Consider the following 20,529-nt stretch of genomic DNA (forward strand, 5'->3'; position numbering starts at 1 on the left):
ATATTAAGTTCAATTTTGCTTAGGCTATTTTAGGTGAGATATTTGCTTAGGCTAAATTTAAAAACATGAGGTAAATGTCCGTACGTAATATAGATTTGATTTTTGAATCAGATTCTAAGCAAGTGAAAAGATGTCGAATGCCTTAAGTCTTACTAATTTTGTATTTTAAAAATAATTCAGCGGAATTTTTAAGTAAGAAATACCATTGCCTTCTGGTTGAGGGAACTTGCCTGCAAACATATTGATTTGAATCGCTGGCAATATCAATTTTGGCATACTTAACGTTGCATCACGGCGGTTTCGCATCTCGACAAAATCAACTTTTCCCGTTGTAGTATTGATATGAATGTTTTTATGCTTTTGCGAATAAACCGATGTTTCATATTGGTATTGATCACGACTTTCGGGTAAATAGTCATGGCATAAGAACATCCGCGTTTGATCTGGCAATGTGTACAAAGTCTTCACTGAATCAAATAAAGCCGCCGCACTCCCCTTTGGAAAATCACAACGTGCCGTCCCATAGTCAGGCATAAACAACGTGTCCCCCACAAAAACAGCATCACCAATGACATAACTGAGACACGCAGGTGTATGCCCTGGTGTCGGAATATTATATGCTTTTATGTTGCCTATCAAAAATATCTCGTGATCTGCAAAAAGGTAATCAAACGACTGCGTGGCATTTAAACTTTTAATATCTAAGTGATAAATCTCACCAAAAGATTGTTGTATGATCTCAATCTTATGACTAATCGCAATTTTTCCACCTAGTTTTTGCTTTAAATACTGTGCAGCACTTAAATGATCTGCATGAACATGCGTTTCTAAAATCCAGTCTACGCTTAGACTATTTTCCTGAATATAAGCAATGATTAAATCAGCCTGCTCTGTTTTAGTCGTTGCCGATGCTGCATCATAGTCCAACACACTATCAATCACGGCGCAGCGCTGAGTGTCTGGATCACTCACCACATAACTAAATGTGTTGGTCGCTGAATCAAAGAATGCTTTTACTTGCGCAGTTTCCTTCATGGCATTTTCTCCATCACTTTACGATGTAGTAGCACACCAACGAACATCGCAATTATAAAATAGATCGCTTGATAATAGCCCAGCCCAATCAAAGTAAAACTCGGCGCAGGACAAATTCCCGCAATTCCCCAGCCTATACCAAATAGCAGACTTCCCAAGATCAGATTTCTATCGATTTTCGTATTTTTAGGAAGCTGTATAACTCCACCATAAAAGGTTTGTGGATGTGGCTGACGTACAGCTTTTTGAAAAGGAATAAATGCAACCGCAATCGCCCCTATCATCACAAAAGCTAAACTGGCATCCCACTGCCCGAAAATATCTAAAAAGCCAATCACTTTCGCAGGATTCGACATTCCTGAAAGCATGAGACCAATTGAAAATAATCCACCCCAAATGAATGCCCAAACATTTTTCATTTTAGATTGCTCCAAACATATGACGGACAACATACACAGTAATAAAGCCTGCGAACATAAAACTCATTGTAGCGATGATTGAACGTTTGGATAAACGACTGATACCACAAATACCATGCCCGCTGGTACAACCAGAGCCTAAGCGAGTTCCAAAGCCTACTAATACGCCCGCAATAATTAACATGAAAGGTGTAGCTTCAATATAGATCTCTGGCTGAACAAAAGCGGCATATATAAACGGAACAATGAACAGGCCCAATAAAAACCACAGTGCAGGCGTATTTATGATCCCTTTTAAGTTTAAAACTTGAGAGACCAGACCACTGATTCCTGCAATTCGTCCATTGGTATATAAATATCCAACGGCGGAGATGCCGAGTAATATTCCACCTATAAAAGACCACGCAAAATCATGCATTGGTAAGCACCTTAAAACAATATATGTTTTTATAATATATTTAATTAAAAAATAATCAAGCGTCCTTTGTATCTATGGATGCTATGCATGTCTATGGTCACTGTCTACGGGGTCTTTCATCTAGCTTTAGATATTTGAATGGCACTACCCGTCCGTTCTCGAAGCTTTTAGTCTTTTAGATAACACCTTAAAGCATTTTTTTACATAGTTATTCTTCACAATAACGTAAAAAGCTTGAATATATCCCCGAGGGATTTTGTATTCAGCCCTTTTTTAGATTAGAAATACTTAACTTCTCTCGCTTTATTTCATGATAGTTTTCATTTAAAGAAACTGAATACAGTTAGAGGTACATCTCTACATCATGATCATTATTCTCAGTTTATGAAACACATTTACGACTTTTGAATATTTTTTTATGCGGGCAGACACATGAAAAAGGATAAAATAATCTGCTCTTTTTCTGAGCAGTTTATTGAAATTCTGATAGTACGCGTTCTGCAAACCATCTTGGGAGCTTAGACACGGCAGCATTCATTTTTAAGGTTTCAGCTGCTTCTATTTCTGCAAGAAAAGACGCTTGTATACCGTCAGAAGAGTTATCAAACAAGTAGGCTCGATCACAGCACTCTATGGCTTGCATGAGCAGATCCATACTACGGTAGTAACGTTCAATAATTTTCTGCTCAGGAACAGGATGACCACCCACACTGACGCGATACTTGACTCGGGCAATATTGATTTGTGGGTCTACTGTTGAGACATAATATAGATAGGTTTTATAACCCTGACGTTTCGCTTCTCGGAGAAACTCAACTTTAGAGATATGTGACATGACCGTCTCAAAAGTAAAACTGACTTTTAAGCGCAGAAACTCAAGCCGGATATAGTCAATAATGCGTGCACAGAGATAAGAATCAATCTCTTCGGTTTTAAACTCGATCTTCCATTCATCTAGCACAATTGGCTCATGTGCAAGTAAGGCCACAAACTGTCCCGCTTGAGGACGCTTCTTACTTTTTAGAAAAGTGACCAACTCTGAAGCTTTTAAGGAAGGATGATAATGCAATAAATCAATGCGTTGACTCTGTCTTAAGTTTTGTTCCAGTTCATCTGCATTTAAATATGCCCCAATATGTTGGGGCAAGAGGTAATCTTTAACAGTGCTTTTACCAGAACCATTCGGCCCTGCAAACATTCTTATTCTAGGTTGTCGAGGTGGCATATCAATCTATACGGTCGCGTGTTTCTTTTTACGTGTCAGTGTCGGTAAAACGCCTACATCGACATAAGCATGACTTAAGTCTTGTAAAACAGTTTCATTGCCATGAATATCGCGTTCAACCAACTGTTCAGCTTTTGCATAAACTACAGACGAACGAGTGGTTGCTTTTTGAAAAGCATCATGAAAAGCATGAATGGCAAGTTTAGGAATCATATCATCCTCATATTTGCCTACTTTAATGTCGGTATAAGCTGCCATACACCAACTCCTACTCAAACGATGGTTGATTTTTATTTATCTTAACACAATCGAGGACATTGTCTATTTATACAGCATCCTGAAACAATAAATTAGATCTTAATATCTACACTAATTTCATGCTGTCTTATTCGGTTACTTTACTTTTTAATCGTTTCGTATCTTCAACTTTTAAAGCTTTCGCCGTTGGGCAGAAGGCACTTTCATTCATCCCTGCATCGGTCAGGCTTTTTTCTTGCTGCTCAAGGTAACGGTTGGCCACCATCAGCATCACTGAAGCGGTACTTAACTCAATATTGGCTTTAGATAGCGCAGCAATTTGATGATATGCATCCATACGCTGACAAAATGCGGTTTTCATTTCTGTTGCTGTCGCTGGATTATCTTTTGCATCTAAAACGGTTTTAGTTGAATTCACAGTTGCTGTATATTCAGCCATCTTCTGATCATACTGTGCCTGAGTTAGCTTCGTTGTTTCTGCATAACTCAGGGTTGATAGAAATGATGATAAAAATAACGAAAGGCTAAGCAACGTCCATGTTTGTTTTTTCATGTATTAAGACTCATCGCCTTCTTTCCATACGTCTTCATAGTCATCGCCATCAATCATAAAACGATAACCTTCACTTAAAGCCAAATATGGAAGTACATCAGGCAAGATATCTTGTAATTCACGTACAGTCATGGTTGTAAAAAAGTCTTGGCCCTCACCCAATTCACCACCATAAATAAACCAAGCGACATTCTCTTCAGTTTCTGGCTTTTTACGTAAACCAACAATGGGCTCTTGATTTAAAGTCTGTACAGCAACAGCAACGACATCATCACCTTTTACTTCAACATAAGCCGAGTCAAATTCTTCACACAGTAGTTTTTGTTCTGCAATCAATTCATTCAATGCAGATTGTTGTGACTTTTGTGCCATGCGATGCTGCCCCTTTTGAGCGTCAATCTATCGATAGCGCATTTTAAAACATATTTAGGTCAAAGGCTGTTTTTATTTAAACAATTAGCACACAGGTAAACACTCAATATCACTACAAATTTGGCATTTATTTTGCTTAACAGTATTACGTTTTATAAAAAAAGTAATATCGGGGCTAAGCAACTATGGGTTATTTCGCACGAGAACTCAGTCCTCAAAGCAAAGTATTGCTGGGCTTTGGATCATTTCTAATACCAATCCTCATTTGGTGTGCTGTGAGTTATTTACCATTTATTTGGCATCCTCAAGTACAAATCACCAACTCTGGCAGTGTCTCTTTTTTACAAATCGGTAGCCGTGTAGACAAAAGTGTTTTCTATACAGAAGCGCAAAATGCCGTCAATACAGGCACTGAACCGCCACAAGGTAATTTGGTCAATCCCATTTATTTACCAGCACCTCATCAAGTTGCGACAGCCTTAGTGACGGCATTTACTACACCACCAGCTCAAGCCGATGCGCCATGGTTTCATCAAAGTCTTTGGCACAGTATCAAAATTGTATTCAGTGCTTTCTTTATTGCATCACTCGTGGGTATTCCGTTGGGAATTTTATGTGGTTTTTCCAACAAAATTTCCCAGCTCACTGAACCCTTTGTTGAGTTCTTTCGCTACTTACCTGCACCTGCCTTTGGTGCACTGGCTGTTGCCATATTAGGCATTAATGATGCACCAAAGATTGCCATCATCGTGATTGGGACGCTGTTTCAGCAAATTCTGATTATTGCCAATACTACGCGTATGGTGGACCGCGGGCTGATTGAAGCGGGTTATACCCTAGGGACGAATAAAGCAAAAAGTCTGTTTCACGTGGTCATTCCAGCGGCGTTACCCGATATTTACCGTGATTTACGTGTCTTGCTGGGCTGGGCGTGGACCTACTTGATTGTCTCTGAACTAATTGGCACCACCACAGGGATCACTTGGTTTATTACCCAGCAAGCACGCTACCAGAACTTTGACAATGTCTATGCTGCGATTTTGATTATTGGGGTGATTGGCTTGGTCTGTGATGTGATTTTAATGAAGCTAGGGCAGCATCTGTTTAAATGGAAAGCGGGAGCAAAATAATGATAACCACAGATATAAAAGCAACGGAATTCAATGCTCGTCAGTATTTTGATCACATTTATCAACGTCCTGTCATTTTAGAGGCCAAACAACTTAGTCAAGTTTTTCAGCATGGTAAAAATTCACGCACGATTTTAAATCAGCTCAATTTGAAAATTCATAAGCGGGAGTTTATTTGTGTGATTGGCCCGTCTGGTTGTGGAAAATCGACCTTTAGTCGTGTTGTTGCGGGTCTAGACCCTTATAGCAGTGGTGAGTTGCTAGTAGATGGACAGCCCATTTCAGGCCCTAGTCCAGAGCGAGGCATGGTGTTTCAAGGCTATACCTTATTTCCTTGGAAATCGGTTAAAGAAAATGTGATGTTTGGTCCACTCATGAAAGGTGCAAGTCATGCCTCAGCCGAAGCGGCTGCACGAGAATGGATCAATATTATTGGCTTAGAGAAGTATGAAAACCAATATCCACATCAACTGTCTGGCGGGATGAAGCAACGTGTTGCGATTGCCCGTGCTTTAGTCAATGAACCGAAAATTTTACTGATGGATGAACCTTTCGGTGCGCTTGACCCGCATACCCGTCAGAAAATGCAAAAACACCTGATGGACCTATGGCAAAACATTGATATCACCATCATTTTTGTAACCCATGATATGGATGAGGCTATTTTACTGGCTGATCGTATCGTAGCGCTGAAAGCCAATCCTGGAGAAATTAAAGAAATTATTGAAGTGGACTTACCCCGTCCACGAAACACTGAACTGATGTCCAGCCCTGCCTTTAAGCAACTTCGAGAGCGAGTCGATTTCTTAGTACATGCACAAGAAGAAGAAATTGACCCAGCACTGGAGGATTTACCCAAAATTCCACGTATGACCCAAGTCAGTACGCACAAGTAACTCATTGATCTCGCCTGAGGGACGACCCTTAGGTTTTATGCACTGTTGGACGGCCAACGCGAGGATTTTACCATGCAAGATAAATATGTCCTTCCACTGGTGGATATCAGCCTTTTAAATAGCACAAATCTAGATGACCGTATGCAAGTTGCTCAAGCGCTTGATCAGGCTTGTAAAGAAGTTGGTTTTCTCTACCTCAGAGGTGATCAATTTCAACCTGCATTATTTGCACAGTTATGTGACATTGCGAAGCACTATTTTGCCCAAGATGAAGCATTAAAAATGCAAAATTATATTGGAAAATCGGTGAATCATAGTGGCTATGTACCGATAGGTGAAGAACAGTTTTCGAGTAACAGCTACGATTTAAAAGAATCTTATGATGTGAATTATGACTATCAAGGGTCTGCATTAAATTATCCCTTACTTGGCCCGACGCAATGGCCAGATGATCCCGCATTTAAACTCGATGTCTCACAGTACTATCAGCACTTAAAAGCCATTGGTCATCAACTATTTCGCTGTTTTGCGCTGGCTTTAGAGCAAAAAGAAGACTTTTTTGATGTGCATATTCAACATGCACCCAGCCAGTTACGCCTCATTCACTATCCATATAACCCTCAAGCGACAGATGCAGAAGGCATCGGGGCGCATACCGACTATGAGTGCTTTACTTTATTACTCCCCACAGCGCCCGGTTTACAAGTCCTCACCAAGCAAGGTGAATGGATTGATATTCCTCTACTTGAAAATACGTTGGTGATGAACATTGGTGACATGATGGAAATCTTGTCCAATGGAAAATATTTAGCGACAAAGCACCGGGTTAAAAAAGTCCAACAAGAACGCTACTCCTTTCCTTTATTTTTTTCTTGTGACTATGACTATGTCATCCAACCGATTAATACAAATGAACCACCTAAATATGCGCCACTGGCAGGTGGAGAACATTTGTTTAATCAAACGGCTCAAACCTTTCATTATTTAAAACAACGTGTAGCCAGTGGTGAGTTGGTCTTAAAGAATGCCGTTCCGCTTTATTCTTTTGGTCTGACTGAGTCAAACATGGAGTACACCCCATGAATTTATTCGAAACTTTAAGTCAACTAAAACCTATCACAGCAGCTTCTGGCAATGTACCACCCTATTTAATGGGCGCATTTCGGCGTAAGAGTATTAGCTTTTACAATGGTCTGACAGATGAAAATACGATTGTATATTGGTTTCAATCCAAGAACTTCACCATCGACTTACGTCTCAAATCACTAACAGATACACCTATCGTAGAGCGTCAAGCATGGGTCGGTTATACGCATTGGGATGCACAAAATGCATCACTGTCATGGGAGCTAAGTAGTAATTATCAGAACCATACCCAGTGGCCTGAGCCTGCAACCCTGCATACCATTGGCAATTGTATTTTGGAGTTTTCACCCAGTAATGCCTATGTTGAAGACTGGCGTCAACAAGCCAGTACGGGTTTATTTTTAGGACTACGTTTAGTCAAAGCCGTACATGTTGCCACGCAGCAAGAAATTTCGCTCGATGGCGGTCTCATCATCTGCGGTGAGTATATGACATATGCACAGTCACGTTTACCCCATATTCAACAGAATATAGACGCGTTAGGGGTTCTTTCTCATGTGGAGCGAAGTTCTTCTGACTTAAATCAAATTGAAAGCTATGAAGTATCAGTTTCAACTCAGGATCAGCTCATTCAATATTCAAGCTGCACCCAAATGACTCAACAACAACTCATCCTAGATGGTTTTGAAGTCGTTGATACTAAAACCCTCATACAGCGTAAATTGATCGATGGCGAAGCATATCAGTTGGTGTTTGTCGTGGATGTGTATGAACCTGAATACGCTTTTCAAAATGTAACATCTACCACGGCGGACAGTCAGGATTGGCTGAAACAAGAACAACATCACCTCATGCATCATGCAACTGTGGTTGCGTAAGGGAGCTTTAATAAGTTATGGCTTTTCTCTATTTATTGATCGCCGTGATTGCAGAAGTCCTCGCAACTTCTGCATTAAAAGCGACCAATGGTTTCACTGCACCTTTACCTATTGTTTTAACTATTATTGGTTATGCAATTGCGCTCTTTTTCTTAGGTCTAACGTTTAAATCCATCCCTATGGGGCTAGCTTACGCACTGTGGTCAGGTGCGGGCATTATTCTGATCTCTACAGTCGGTTGGATTTACTTTAAACAGCAGCTCGACTTTGCGGCGGTTGTTGGTTTAAGTTTTATGATTATCGGCATCGTGATTATTCATGTGTTTTCTAAAAGTACGCATTTATAAATACATGCCTTAAAATCTACTCTTTATTTAACATTAGATCTTTCTTTGCTTTTTAAACACACTCATACAAAAAAGCCCAAGTTAACTTGGGCTTTTAGTTTCTACGCAGTCTTACTTTAACTCTTCAACCAAAGCTGGGTAAATTGCACCATCAACATCCATTTCTGTTTTATAAATGCCATTTTCAACGTTGAATTTGTTTACGTGGTAGCTTGAGCCATAAATCGAGTCAAAACCTGAACCTTTTTTAAAGACGGTTTTATTGGCTGCCAAATCGAGTAAATGCGTCCCGCCAATAAATTGTTCATATTGTTTCGGATCAACTCCAACACGGTTAGACATAATTTTCACGGCATCTTCATGTGTTGCAGGGTCATTAATATATTTGACTGTTTTATCCCACACTTGGATCATCTTTTTCCAATCTTCTTTATTGGCAGAAAGATGGCTCATATTTACAGTCAGAGTGTCATAAATTAAACCTGGCTTATCTTTAGAACTATAAATAATTTTAGACCCTGCAACAGACTTCAACGCTTGATTGGCTACAGGTTGCCAGACAGCAATTGCAGCAATGTCTGGACTGGCAAAAACTTGTGGAAGCTCATTGGTCATAGAATTGACCAATTTAATGTCACTGGTCTTAATTTTTGCATCTGTCAGTGCTGTACTTAGCAATAGATGGTCAACCAAACCTTTTTCAGTAGCAATACTTTTGCCTTTTAAATCAGCAATGCTGTTAATCCCATCTTTTGCAATGATCACGTCATTACCTGCGGAATAGTCTGTCGCCATAATCATGACACCTTGAGTGCCCCCAGAGGCTGTGACTAGATTATCTCCATTGGTCACCAGCACCGCATCTAATTGATTGGCTGCAAAAGCAGAAAGTGATGATGAATAATCAAACCATTTAAACTCAACATTCAACCCTGCTTCTTTGAGCCAACCTTTTTCAATTGCCACTTGCCATGCAACAAAACCCGGCCAATCACTATAGCCAATCGTGATGGTCTTGGTGGCTGTGCTTTCAGATGCACTGTTTTTTGTTTCAGGAATTTTGGCGGTGTTATCACAACCTGCCAATAAAATAGTCGAAACAATAGAGACTGATAAAAACGCTTTTTTAATCATGATGCAATTTTCCCGATGCTATAAATGTTTAAACTTGCTATGTATGGAGTGAGTCATTGAGGATGGTGAACATGGTCACGATTTCAACGCGCTCTGTTTTTCATTTTGTGGAATCGGCGGCATCACCGCATCCATCAGTTCCAAATGCCCTTTGATCACACCTTTCAAAGCAATGAATTGCTGGCTTAATGCTTTTAACTCTGTAGTTAAGCCCTGCAAAATCATCACTTCTAAAATTTTTTGCTCATCTAACTGAATATGTAGTGAGCTGACCACTTGTTCTAAAAACTGCTGCTGTAAGTCCAGCAATTGGACTCTAAGTGGCGTAACACTGGCGTCATAGAGCAAGGTAAACGTCCCCACCATCACGGCGTTACGTTGCTCCTGATCCGCAATCAAATGTTTATTGATCATGTCGACAATGGCTTGAGAACGGCTTTCATAGTGCTGATCAACAATTTTCTGATCCAATGCATCGACAGTTAATTCAGGCACAGTGATGCTGATCCGTGCCAATTTATGTTTCGGCACGTGCTTATCCTTTTTCGGATGGATCTTGTTTGATATAAATGCCCGCTCTAGCACTTAAGATGGCAACCACGAACTGTTTAAATACAGTGAAGAATGCATTTAAGTCATCTTTGAATTGTTTAGACATTTGCTGCTCCTTTCGGTATTACCAAAAAAGGTTTTTGTAATACCTAGAACTAAGCAGAATACATGCCAATTTTTTTTGATTAGATTGATAGCAACAGCGCATCAAAAAGTTTATTTTTTGTGCAAAATATTTTTATATTTTTAAAATTGATACATCAAAGTGCATTTCGGGACTATTCAGCTTGACTTTTCATCCGTCAAAGGCCGAATGTTTACATACCTATAGGCAAAACACCTTTTGGAAGTGAAGTCTTATGTCCTCGCAACTTTTAGTTTTCTCTGACTTATACGCAAAAAAAATCGCCAGATGGCGATTTTTTCTTTTATTGATAAACTTTTTGGAACTCACCCAAAATTGGAGCTGAGACGCCATCTTTATACACATATCGAGAGATAATACCTTGATCTGTATAAATATTCATTTTGATCGAATTTGTACCTTTTAACTTACTCATCAAATTTACAGGCGCTAAAATATAATTGGTCGAACGGTTGGTGCCTAACACATGATCATGTTCGGTTGGCCCAGTGACAGCAAAAGTTTGGCTTTTTTGTCCATTGGTAAACACGACCTTTTGAATGTCGTATTTATTGTAAGTACTACTCAAATGCATTTTTAACTTAAGCAACTCTTTGTTCGATTCATTCCAGCTCACAGTAACCACTGGACAAAGCTCATTCTGCGTACAAATGAGTAAACCTGTGGTACCCACATTTTGACGGCTTGGGTCTGTAGAGGTGGTCGCACAACCTGAAAGCAACATCGCCCCCAAACTCATGAGTAGCCATTTTTTTGGCGATACGTTCGTTATCATTATATTTACTCCCAGAAACTTAAAAGGCTTTGAAATTCTAAAATGAAGCTTTGATTTTTCCCAGTCCCTATTTTTGACGAATCTGCACCTAAATCAAGCTTTTTCGTTCATTCAGGTTATAAATTTTAAAATTTATATCCCTTTATACAAATATGAAAGAAAAGAACCTACTGAAAAGCTCGCTACTAACCAAGCACATGTATTCTTTTTTAATATGCACTCTATGCAAGCACTACCGCGCTTATATCTGTATATCAAACGAACGACTAAAAGTTTTTCAAATTATATGCAAATAAATACTCAACTTTGCAAGCCTATCAAAACAGATGACAGAACATGACGAAGGGAATCAACATCCTTTATACTGGTTCTAAAAGCTCACCAAAGACATAGCCGCCGATGAAATTCTTTAGTTGCGCATCCTGTCAAAACCAAGTCTTTTTTGCCAACTCGCAATGTGTGAGCTGCCAAACTACACTCGGTTATATTGCATCAGAAAAAGATATGGGGAGCTTTGAACAGCATAGCCCTATTCTTTGGTTAGCGCTAAATGAAAAATACCAAACGAAGCGCTATAAGCCCTGTTATAACTATCAGCATCATCAGGTCTGTAATTGGGTCATTCCTGCAGAGAGCAACGACATCTACTGTGAGTCTTGTGTACTCACATATACTATTCCTACTCTCGACAACCCAGATCATATCGTCTATTGGTCACGGCTCGAACATGCTAAACGGCGTTTTCTGTATTTAATGCAACGCCTGAATATTATGCCAAGGCCCAAATATAACGATGATGATCGCTACGGACTCCGTTTTAATTTTCTCATGCCTGAAGCAGAGCACCCTGTGCTGACAGGACATGTTAATGGCGTCATTACACTCAATGCCAGTGAAGCAGATGTCATCTATAGGGAAACGACCCGTATTAAAATGGGTGAAAACTACCGTACGCTTTTGGGGCATTTCCGTCATGAAAGTGGTCATTATTATTTTGACCTCATTAAATCGCTACATCCTGAGCTGGTCGACGAGTTCCGTCAGTATTTTGGAGATGAGCGTCAAGATTATAACGCAGCACTACAACGTCACTATGAAGATGGCGCACCACAAAACTGGGACCAATTTTATGTCAGCTCTTATGCCAGCACACATCCTTGGGAAGACTGGGCAGAAACATGGGCACACTATTTACACATGATGGACACATTGGAAACCGCTTACTATGCAGGTTTAATCGTGCGTAATAATCGAAAAGATACGCATGACTTAAGCTTTTATGAAAATCCAATCGGCGCTCAAGATTTTGATTTACTCCTCAAACAGTGGATGACACTGACTTTTAACTTAAATGCGTTAAATCGCAGTATGGGTTTAGAAGATGCTTATCCATTTACGCTATCAGCGCCAGTCCTCGATAAATTACGATTTATACATAAACATGTTTTGGGCAAAGCCTTTGCTCGCCAAATTGCTTGAGCTGAATATAAGCGTTCTTAAGTTATGTCTAGGGACACAAAAGATCGGACCGAATTTGGATGTAACTCGTTAGAAATTATCTTAAAATGAAAGACATCTTTAGCCTATATAGATAACGTCCGTGCTAAAAACTATGCTTTTAACGAGACATCATACTTTCACGCGACCAATCATTTTAGGGCTAACGATTGTTTTATTGCCGGCCTGCCAGTTGGTCAAAGTCAAAGAAAATAACATCCATCAAGCTATTCGTAGCAAGTCTGAAAACATCTTAACCCACGACCAATTGAGTGCGGAAACCACCAGCTTACTCAAACTACTCAGTCTGACGCCACAGCAATGCACCGCTGAATTTGAAACATGTTTGCAACGCTTAAACACACAAACGGATATTGCAGCAGATGAACGCTATGCCGCTTTAAGTGAACTGTATTTGGCTCAAGCTTTAGAGCTCTCAAAACAACACAACTGTACCCGCGCACAGCCTCATAGTGAAAATAATCACTGCTTAGAACAGAGCCTTGATGCCTTCGACCAAAGTTTACGCTATAGCTATGTGTATTTATTTAAAATGCAAGAAAGCCCAAGTACCCGTGTTTTTGATCAAAGACAAATGCATGTCCGCACTTTTTACAATGTCGCTTTGTCACGTTTAATTACCACGGCGTACCGTACGCAGCCTTTTCATCAAGTTCCCGCGCAACTCAACGTCCAACAACGTCAATATATTGTAAATTTAGAACACTATCCTGAACTGAAAAGTAAAACCATTGCCCGAGTTCAATCCAGTTATAATTTAAACTTCTCGGTTTTTTATCAAGTCAACCGTCAAGATGGTTTGGGTGCAGAGTTCGTGGTTGTGACTAAAGCGGATCCTATTCATAAAAATGATTTTATCCTTGACCCGATATCATTTTATCAATACCAAACCAATCCCAATATCCATCCTGCACGCTATTTGTCCGTTACCGCCGCAGCACAGCCATTAAACCCTGAAAGCAGTATTGAAGATGTGCTTAATGGCAAAGCTGTTTTTGAGATTGAGCTATTTAATCCTTATACGCAAAAGTATGTAGACATACATCAACAAAAATACATTCTCACGGCGAATTATTCTGTGCCTTTTGCCTACTGGCTGGCAGAAAATAAACTGGGCTCTACAGGCTACTTAACCTTGCTCGATAAAACTGAGCGATTGCGTATGCCACACGTCTATATGCTTGAACCCTACCAACCGAATAAAAAAGTGATTGTACTTATTCATGGTCTCGCCAGCAGCCCTGAAACTTGGGTCAATCTGACCAATAACATTTTGGGGGATAAAGTTTTACGAGAAAACTTTCAGGTATGGCAGGTGTTTTATTCAACCAATATGCCCATTGTTGAAAGCCGCTATCAGATTCATGCACTACTTAAACAAGCCTTTGCACAAGTTCAACCCAACTCTCGCTCGGCCAGTGACGCCGTGCTGATTGGACATAGTATGGGGGGCGTCATTAGTCGCTTACTGATTAGTGAGCACGATATTTCTGAACAAGTGATTCCACTATTAAACTATGAGCAATACACTCGATTACAACAATACCCCGTAATCAAAGAACGTTTTCAATTTCATTCTGATTTACCCATTGGACGTGCAATTTTTATTGCCGCGCCTCACCGTGGTAGTGAACTGTCTGACCGCTGGTACATGGAATTGGTGAAGAAAATGGTCAAGTTGCCGATCACTTTCTTTAACCAAGTGGATATACAACTCAATGGTAGCTCTAGCACCAAAGGCATGGTGCAATCTGGCCCAGACGACTTAAGTCCAAAGTCACGCTTTATGGCTTTGACCAGTAACATCATGCCTGTATCTAGAGTTCCTTATCATTCTATTATTGGTAATCACCGTCAGAACAATGACATACATGACATGAGCGATGGTATTGTGCCTTATTCCAGTTCACATTTAGAACAGGCTGTCTCTGAAAGAATCATTAAAGGCAACCATTCGGTGCATGAGGAAGCAGAAACATTATTAGAATTACGGCGTATTTTAAGGTTACACCTTGAGCAAACTCGGGCTCAATGATCAACAGTACTAAAAATGTTCTACTACTTGGCGATTTTTATCCGAATACTCTAACTCAGCTGAATGAGCATCGAAAACTTGAAAAGCAGCGGTTGTAAAATCTCAGGTACGGAAAAGGTTTTGATATACTTGCTTTATCTAAAAAATACATGCATTTATCTGCTCGGAAACATTATGCACATTAAAAATCAAGTTGTACTGGTCACAGGTGGCGCACGCGGTTTAGGTCTTGCGATTACACACGCCTTAATCAATGAAGGTGCTCGTGTAGTCGTGAACTATTTGAACAGCCAAGCAGCAGCGCAAAACTTAGCTCAGCAGTATCCCGAACAGGTTTTTATCTACCAAGCTGATGTTACAGACAATGCTCAAGTCAAAAGTATGTTTGACGCAAGCTTTCAGCATTTTGGACAGCATATCAACGCCGTGATTAATAATGCGCTCATTCAGTTCGAGTTTAATGGTGAGGCCCGCCCAAAAGTTCATGAGCTACGCTGGGAAACGATGCAACAACAATTTGAAGGTGCAGTTAAAGCCGCTTTGAATACCACCCAAGTAGCGCTTGAAGGTATGAAACAAAACCAGTTTGGGCGCATTGTAAACATCGGAACCAATCTGGTACAAAACCCTGTGGTGCCTTATCATGACTACACCACGGCGAAGGCAGCACTGTTGGCTTTTACGCGTACCTCAGCGCATGAACTTGGTCAATACGGCATTAATATCAATATGCTCTCTGGCGGTTTACTGCAAACCACTGATGCTAGCAAAAGCACGCCCAATGAAGTTTTTGATTACATCGCAAGTGCAACACCACTACGTCGTGTAGTTACACCTGAGGAATTTGCTTCAGCCATTTTAATGTTCTTATCGCCCTATTCTTGTGCTGTGACAGGTCAAAACTTGATTGTGGATGGTGGTTTAGTCAAAGGCTAATGAGCTTTAATCCCTAAACTCTGAATAAGAATGATTTAAACCATCCATTTTAAAAATTCTCGAAGCTTCATCGACTTGAAGCTTTGTTTTAGGTTCAAGTCTTCTTCAGAATCTGCCCACCCAACCAAGGAATACAGTACGATGCTTTCTTTCCCCATTCGGCACCGACTGGCTGGTTTTTACTTTTTTTATTATTCTATTGTGGGCACCTTCATGCCGTTTTGGAGCCTGTATCTCGAAGATCAAGGCTTTAACTACAGTGAAATCGGTATCCTTTCCTCAATTGCGATCATTACCCGTTTTTTTGCTCCTTTTATTTGGGGCTGGATTGCAGATAAATCAGGGAAACGGATGCTCTTGGTCAGAGTTGCAACGTGGATGGAAGCCTGTATTTGGTTCATGATTTTTATCATTCCAAACTCCTTTCAGGCGATCGCTCTGCTCATGCTGATCTTTAGCTTCTTCCAAAACGCCATTCTGGCTCAGTTTGAAGGCGTAACTCTGTTTTGGCTCGCGGAACAGCGCAGTGCTTTGTATGGAAAAGTTCGAAAATGGGGCTCTGTCGGTTTTATTGTCGGGGTTTTTGGTATCGGTGCCTTATTAGAAATTTTACCCATCTCTATGCTGCCAGTTTTATTGCTGTGTATTTCTTTTTTGGCCTTTATTTGGTCATTTAGCATCAAAGAACCGACCACTGCACCTCATTCACAAGGGCAGCTCGAGCCATTATTACCTATTTTAAAAAAACCCGTTGTAGCGGCATTTTTAGGTGTCGAGTTTATTCTGCTTTTTTCGCATGCGCCCTTTTATAGTTTTTATAGCAACTTCTTAAAACAAGCCGGTTACTCAACCACAGAAATTGGTTTTTTGTGGGCTATCGGTGTCATGGCCGAAATTATTATGTTTGCCATTGCTCACGTTTTTTTCAAACGTTTTTCATGGCGACTCATGGTGTCTATTTGTCTGATCCTCACGGCGCTACGCTGGTTTATGGTCGGTTCTTTTCCACAAATCTTCGCGATCCAGTTCTTCGCACAAACTATCCATGCTTTTAGCTTTGGTTTATTTCATCTCATCGCCATGCGTATCATTTTCCAAAACTTTAGTTTAGGGCAACAAGGACGTGGTCAAGCCTTATATAGTACCATGTGGGGACTGGGTGTAGCGTCTGGAAGTATTCTTGCAGGACATTATTGGCACAGCCTGTCAGGCGAACTTATTTTTATTTTGGCAGGCTGTGCGGTTCTACTCGGTTTGGGTTTTATTCGCTACTTACCCAAAGAAGTTCAAGCTTAAAAGGTCTCTTCTGATCTGCGCGCATAAATTGCAGCAGTTTCATTAATCAGCTTTCTAAACTTTGATTTCACTGTATTTATGAAACCATGGTTGGGCCTGTTCAAGCTGACTAGCCAACTGTAAGAGCCGATCTTCACGAGCAAAAGGCGCAATGAACTGCGAACCAAGTGGAAGATTGTCAGCATTCCAGTACAAAGGTACAGACATCGCGGGTAAACCTGTGATGTTGGCTAACTGAGTGAAAGGCACCCAACCTAAATTATCTTTCACAATTTTATCGACCAGTTTTCCTTGTGCCAGTAGATGCGCTTTGCCGACTTTTAATAAACTTTTTAAAATTGGTTTTTGCCATGATGGGGTAGAAATTTGCCCATTTTTGGGTGCGACTGAAGCTGTGGCAGGAGTTAGATAAAGATCATAATGATCAAAGAATTGGTTCATTTTGGTGACATACACTCCCCAATTATTCAGATTATGAATATATTCTAACGCAGTCGTTTTCGCACCAAAGGCAGCCAAAGCTAAAGAATCCAGCTCAAAATCTCCTGCTATAGTGGGAACGTGTTGCTTGATCTGCTCTAACATATAAGAAAATTGACTAAACCACGTCGTGATAAAGTCTCTGGCCAAAGACATACCATCTATCTCAGGTTGTGCTTCAACCACTGTATGCCCTAAAGACTCCAACAAACGTGCAGTATGCTGCACAGCATCAATTGCATCTTTAGACACTGGGGTTCCGATAGGCGATTGGGTACTAAATGCAATTTTAAGTTTTTTCACAGGCTGCTGTAGACAGGCCAAATAGCTTTGGCTGGGCAGTTCAATTTTAAACAATGAACTATGCTCTGCACCCTGCGTTGCATCTAACATCGCTGCACTGTCTCTTACACTTTTACTCAATACATGCTGTATCGCAGCGCCGTGCATTGCTTCACTCATATCTGGGCCCCACGGTGTACGTCCACGACTTGGTTTTAAACCAAATAAACCGCAATATGATGCTGGAATTCGAATTGATCCACCGCCATCGCCGGCACCCGCAATCGGAACAATCCCTGCGGCCACCGCAGAAGCGGAACCACCCGATGAGCCCCCACTGTTATGTTTTAAATTCCAAGGATTATGACAAGCTCCCCAAGCATCTGATTCTGTAATGCCCTTGATTCCAAACTCAGGAGTATTGGTACGTCCAAAGGTTAAAATGCCTGTGTTTTCCCAACGGTTTACAATTTCTGCATTATGTTCTGCAATATGACCCGTGCGTTTAAATGCTTGGCATCCAAAAGAGGTTGGATAACCTGCATATTCTTGAAATAAATCTTTTACTAAAAATGGCACCCCTGCAAATGGGCCAGACAATGCATTTTGTGCTCTGTTCTTGGCATAATCATGCATAGGAATAATAATCGCATTTAAAGCAGGATTGGTTTGCTGGCTACGCTCAATTGCAATTTGTAATAATTCAGCGGGATGGATTTGTTTTTGTGCAACCAACTCAGCCAAACCCAGCCCATCATAACGAAGGTATTCAGAAAAATTCATTTTTATCCAAGTATCTATAGTTTTTATTGTTTTATACTTTTACTAAATTTTAACCTATGAGGCAAGTTGTACTTGATTGCGTCCTAAAGTTTTGGCTTGATATAACGCCCGATCAGCACGATTTAACAAGCTCTGTAGGCTATTTTTCGTTGGTAAAATTTGATGCACCACACCAAGACTCACCGTCATGCTCAAAACAGCATGCGCCACTTGGGTTTTTGAAGTAGCGACAGCACGGCAGATACGTTCTGCAATGACTTGTGACTCAATCTCGGAGATATTATTTAACACCACCACAAATTCTTCACCGCCCATACGCGCAAATAAATCCTGTTCACGCAAATTACTTTTCACCGTTGTGGCAAAGCTTTGTAGCAATACATCACCAATATAATGACCATATTGATCGTTCATTTTCTTAAAGTGATCAATATCCAGCACAATGATACTCATCGACTTAACCAGATTTTCCTTCAATAAGTTTTCAGTTTGAGTGAAGAAAAAACGGCGATTTCCCACATGAGTTAAGGGATCGTGGTTGGCTAGATAGAGCACTTCTTTATATAGATCATGACGATTACGACTCACAATACATAAAAGCAAAGGTGCAATCATCAACATGCACAGCCCTATACGCACCGAAATAGAAGTGGCCAAGAAGTTATCTGCTGTACGTGAAATATAATAAGTCGTTAAACTATGATACGTCACAAAACAAACCAAACTGTTAATGATACTCACATAAAATAAGTTGTAACTTAAAGCCGCCCAAATCAGCCCTGCTAAAGGGAAAAGTAAGGCACCAGGACCAAAGAACAGATGTGTACATGCCACAGAAATTAAAACTGAGAGTAAGGGTAAAACATCGACAAACTCGGTTTCGCACTGTCTACGGTTATTCCAAAGATACTTTAATTTCTTCGCTGCAGGAAAGGTCAACATGAGGGGTAAAAGTGAAATACAATTTAGCACTTCCCCCGTCCACCAAATATAAAACTCAGCCCAAAGGTCTTGCGTGCTCATAAAGGTGTGTGGCATATACGGAACGACAGCAACGGCAAATATCGCGCTGGAAAAGCACCCAAGAAAAACACAAACCAAGAAAAGATAAAGAAAATTTAAGCCTTTGTTATATGCACGATAGTCAATTTGTAAATAATGGATAAAAAATAACGAAACGCCTACCGTCATAAAATTGGCGATCGTTAAAGCTAAAGTCAGTTCAAAATGATTCCCTGTGACTAAGTCTGCCGACATATAACCAATAAATGCGCCCAACCAGCCACCAACATTTCTGAGTGGCTTAAACCGTAAAAATAAGCCGATCAGTACTGCATTAGCTGGCCAAAAATAAGCGAAATATGCAATCGGCCGAGTGAATATCCCAAGCAAGCAGCAGACAAAAATCACCGCAGCAACAATCAAACATGCTCGGCCATGCTGTTTAAAATTCAACGATACTTCTGTGAGCTTAACTGCGTACAAAATATTCCCTCATTTTTACATGAGTTATGATTAAACATCATGTTTTCTACTGTCCATTTGCTTGCAAACGATGCATTGATGAAAACCATCACAGATTGACAATATTTACTAAATAAACTCTATCGATTGTTCGTTATGGTTTCAATATGATTTTTTGATTTATATCCTGAACCTAAATATTTACGATTAAATGCTGATATCACTCTCACCCATAAAAAAAGCCTCCACATTGGGAGGCTGTTTGATCTTTGGACTTATTTCGCTTCAGACGCTGCCGCTGATGCACCTGCTTCTTCAGACTCTAAAGGTGCAGCATCAATCATCTCTGGACTAACTTCTATATTGGTCACTGGTGTTTCAGTTGCTGAGCTTTCCACTGACGTTTGTTCAGTCTCTTGTTTTTTGTCACTACATGCAGCAAGCGACAGCATCGTTGCAGAAGCTAAAACCACCAAAGCCATTTTCATGTTAATCATTATTCACCTTCACAT

General features: G+C 40.3%; 23 protein-coding genes. 9 read left to right on the forward strand and 14 right to left on the reverse strand.

Translation table 11 applies throughout. The features are described 5' to 3' along the window. Positions 1-165 precede the first annotated feature (165 nt). The 7 genes from KVY11_RS15230 to KVY11_RS15260 form a co-directional block, all read right to left on the reverse strand. Positions 166-1,035, reverse strand: coding sequence for an MBL fold metallo-hydrolase (locus KVY11_RS15230; RefSeq protein WP_218289418.1), 870 nt, complete (start codon positions 1,033-1,035; stop codon positions 166-168). After that, positions 1,032-1,454, reverse strand: a complete 423-nt coding sequence (locus KVY11_RS15235) for a DUF6691 family protein (RefSeq protein ID WP_218289419.1) — start codon at positions 1,452-1,454, stop codon at positions 1,032-1,034. The genes KVY11_RS15230 and KVY11_RS15235 overlap by 4 nt, the downstream gene beginning before the upstream one ends. A 1-nt stretch (position 1,455) precedes the next feature. Next, positions 1,456-1,872, reverse strand: a complete 417-nt coding sequence (locus KVY11_RS15240) for a YeeE/YedE family protein (RefSeq protein WP_010326736.1) — start codon at positions 1,870-1,872, stop codon at positions 1,456-1,458. 472 nt (positions 1,873-2,344) lie between these two features. After that, a complete protein-coding gene (locus tag KVY11_RS15245) occupies positions 2,345-3,070 on the reverse strand; it encodes a zeta toxin (RefSeq protein WP_184118767.1) in 726 nt (241 codons plus the stop codon). Between the two features lie 33 nt (positions 3,071-3,103). Continuing rightward, positions 3,104-3,355 (reverse strand): hypothetical protein, encoded by a 252-nt coding sequence (locus KVY11_RS15250; RefSeq protein WP_004693049.1) that lies wholly within the window; start codon positions 3,353-3,355, stop codon positions 3,104-3,106. Positions 3,356-3,482: 127 nt separating this feature from the next. Continuing rightward, a complete protein-coding gene (locus tag KVY11_RS15255) occupies positions 3,483-3,908 on the reverse strand; it encodes a hypothetical protein (protein WP_218289420.1) in 426 nt (141 codons plus the stop codon). Between the two features lie 3 nt (positions 3,909-3,911). Then, the gene (locus tag KVY11_RS15260) at positions 3,912-4,280 is read right to left on the reverse strand and encodes a hypothetical protein (RefSeq protein WP_004979554.1); all 369 of its coding nucleotides are present in this window, start codon (positions 4,278-4,280) and stop codon (positions 3,912-3,914) included. A 185-nt stretch (positions 4,281-4,465) separates the two neighbouring features. Here KVY11_RS15260 and KVY11_RS15265 point away from each other — a divergent pair, with 185 nt between their 5' ends. The 5 genes from KVY11_RS15265 to KVY11_RS15285 all read left to right on the forward strand — a co-directional run bounded on the left by KVY11_RS15265 (position 4,466) and on the right by KVY11_RS15285 (position 8,617). After that, the gene (locus KVY11_RS15265; RefSeq protein WP_218289421.1) at positions 4,466-5,410 is read left to right on the forward strand and encodes an ABC transporter permease; all 945 of its coding nucleotides are present in this window, start codon (positions 4,466-4,468) and stop codon (positions 5,408-5,410) included. Beyond that, a complete protein-coding gene (locus tag KVY11_RS15270) occupies positions 5,410-6,306 on the forward strand; it encodes an ABC transporter ATP-binding protein (RefSeq protein ID WP_256350805.1) in 897 nt (298 codons plus the stop codon). The genes KVY11_RS15265 and KVY11_RS15270 overlap by 1 nt, the downstream gene beginning before the upstream one ends. A gap of 72 nt (positions 6,307-6,378) precedes the next feature. Next, a complete protein-coding gene (locus KVY11_RS15275; protein WP_218289422.1) occupies positions 6,379-7,389 on the forward strand; it encodes an isopenicillin N synthase family oxygenase in 1,011 nt (336 codons plus the stop codon). Continuing rightward, positions 7,386-8,270 carry a hypothetical protein gene (locus tag KVY11_RS15280; RefSeq protein WP_218289423.1) on the forward strand — a complete coding sequence of 295 codons (885 nt, stop codon included), beginning with the start codon at positions 7,386-7,388 and terminating at the stop codon, positions 8,268-8,270. The genes KVY11_RS15275 and KVY11_RS15280 overlap by 4 nt, the downstream gene beginning before the upstream one ends. Positions 8,271-8,287: 17 nt before the next feature. Further along, positions 8,288-8,617, forward strand: a complete 330-nt coding sequence (locus KVY11_RS15285; protein ID WP_159128315.1) for a multidrug efflux SMR transporter — start codon at positions 8,288-8,290, stop codon at positions 8,615-8,617. A gap of 111 nt (positions 8,618-8,728) precedes the next feature. On the opposite strand, the gene KVY11_RS15290 is transcribed toward KVY11_RS15285, so the two are convergent. The 4 genes from KVY11_RS15290 to KVY11_RS15300 form a co-directional block, all read right to left on the reverse strand. Further along, the gene (locus KVY11_RS15290; RefSeq protein ID WP_218289424.1) at positions 8,729-9,751 is read right to left on the reverse strand and encodes an ABC transporter substrate-binding protein; all 1,023 of its coding nucleotides are present in this window, start codon (positions 9,749-9,751) and stop codon (positions 8,729-8,731) included. A 75-nt stretch (positions 9,752-9,826) separates the two neighbouring features. Then, positions 9,827-10,282, reverse strand: coding sequence for a CopG family ribbon-helix-helix protein (locus tag KVY11_RS15295; RefSeq protein ID WP_010326746.1), 456 nt, complete (start codon positions 10,280-10,282; stop codon positions 9,827-9,829). Between the two features lie 4 nt (positions 10,283-10,286). Next, positions 10,287-10,409 carry a hypothetical protein gene (locus tag KVY11_RS16650; RefSeq protein ID WP_256350806.1) on the reverse strand — a complete coding sequence of 41 codons (123 nt, stop codon included), beginning with the start codon at positions 10,407-10,409 and terminating at the stop codon, positions 10,287-10,289. Between the two features lie 322 nt (positions 10,410-10,731). Next, positions 10,732-11,223, reverse strand: a complete 492-nt coding sequence (locus KVY11_RS15300; RefSeq protein ID WP_218289425.1) for a hypothetical protein — start codon at positions 11,221-11,223, stop codon at positions 10,732-10,734. 399 nt (positions 11,224-11,622) lie between these two features. Between KVY11_RS15300 and KVY11_RS15305 the strand changes: the two genes are divergently transcribed. The 4 genes from KVY11_RS15305 (at position 11,623) to KVY11_RS15320 (ending at position 17,008) form a co-directional block, all read left to right on the forward strand. Next, the gene (locus tag KVY11_RS15305; protein ID WP_218289426.1) at positions 11,623-12,702 is read left to right on the forward strand and encodes a putative zinc-binding metallopeptidase; all 1,080 of its coding nucleotides are present in this window, start codon (positions 11,623-11,625) and stop codon (positions 12,700-12,702) included. A 133-nt stretch (positions 12,703-12,835) separates the two neighbouring features. Beyond that, positions 12,836-14,776, forward strand: coding sequence for a triacylglycerol lipase (locus KVY11_RS15310; protein ID WP_218289427.1), 1,941 nt, complete (start codon positions 12,836-12,838; stop codon positions 14,774-14,776). Between the two features lie 174 nt (positions 14,777-14,950). Continuing rightward, complete coding sequence (locus KVY11_RS15315; protein ID WP_218289428.1) at positions 14,951-15,712, forward strand: 3-oxoacyl-ACP reductase; 762 nt, start codon at positions 14,951-14,953, stop codon at positions 15,710-15,712. Positions 15,713-15,853: 141 nt separating this feature from the next. After that, entirely contained in the window at positions 15,854-17,008 is a 1,155-nt protein-coding gene (locus KVY11_RS15320) for an MFS transporter (RefSeq protein WP_218289429.1), read from the forward strand. Between the two features lie 54 nt (positions 17,009-17,062). Here KVY11_RS15320 and KVY11_RS15325 read toward each other — a convergent pair whose 3' ends face one another. From KVY11_RS15325 to KVY11_RS15335, 3 genes are all read right to left on the reverse strand, one after another. Beyond that, positions 17,063-18,553 carry an amidase gene (locus KVY11_RS15325; protein ID WP_218289430.1) on the reverse strand — a complete coding sequence of 497 codons (1,491 nt, stop codon included), beginning with the start codon at positions 18,551-18,553 and terminating at the stop codon, positions 17,063-17,065. 54 nt (positions 18,554-18,607) lie between these two features. Further along, complete coding sequence (locus KVY11_RS15330; RefSeq protein WP_218289431.1) at positions 18,608-20,038, reverse strand: diguanylate cyclase; 1,431 nt, start codon at positions 20,036-20,038, stop codon at positions 18,608-18,610. A 254-nt stretch (positions 20,039-20,292) separates the two neighbouring features. After that, positions 20,293-20,514 (reverse strand): hypothetical protein, encoded by a 222-nt coding sequence (locus KVY11_RS15335; protein WP_218289432.1) that lies wholly within the window; start codon positions 20,512-20,514, stop codon positions 20,293-20,295. Positions 20,515-20,529: the final 15 nt, after the last annotated feature.

It is taken from the genome of Acinetobacter sp. CWB-G5 (assembly GCF_019209785.1).
Classification (GTDB): domain Bacteria; phylum Pseudomonadota; class Gammaproteobacteria; order Pseudomonadales; family Moraxellaceae; genus Acinetobacter; species Acinetobacter johnsonii.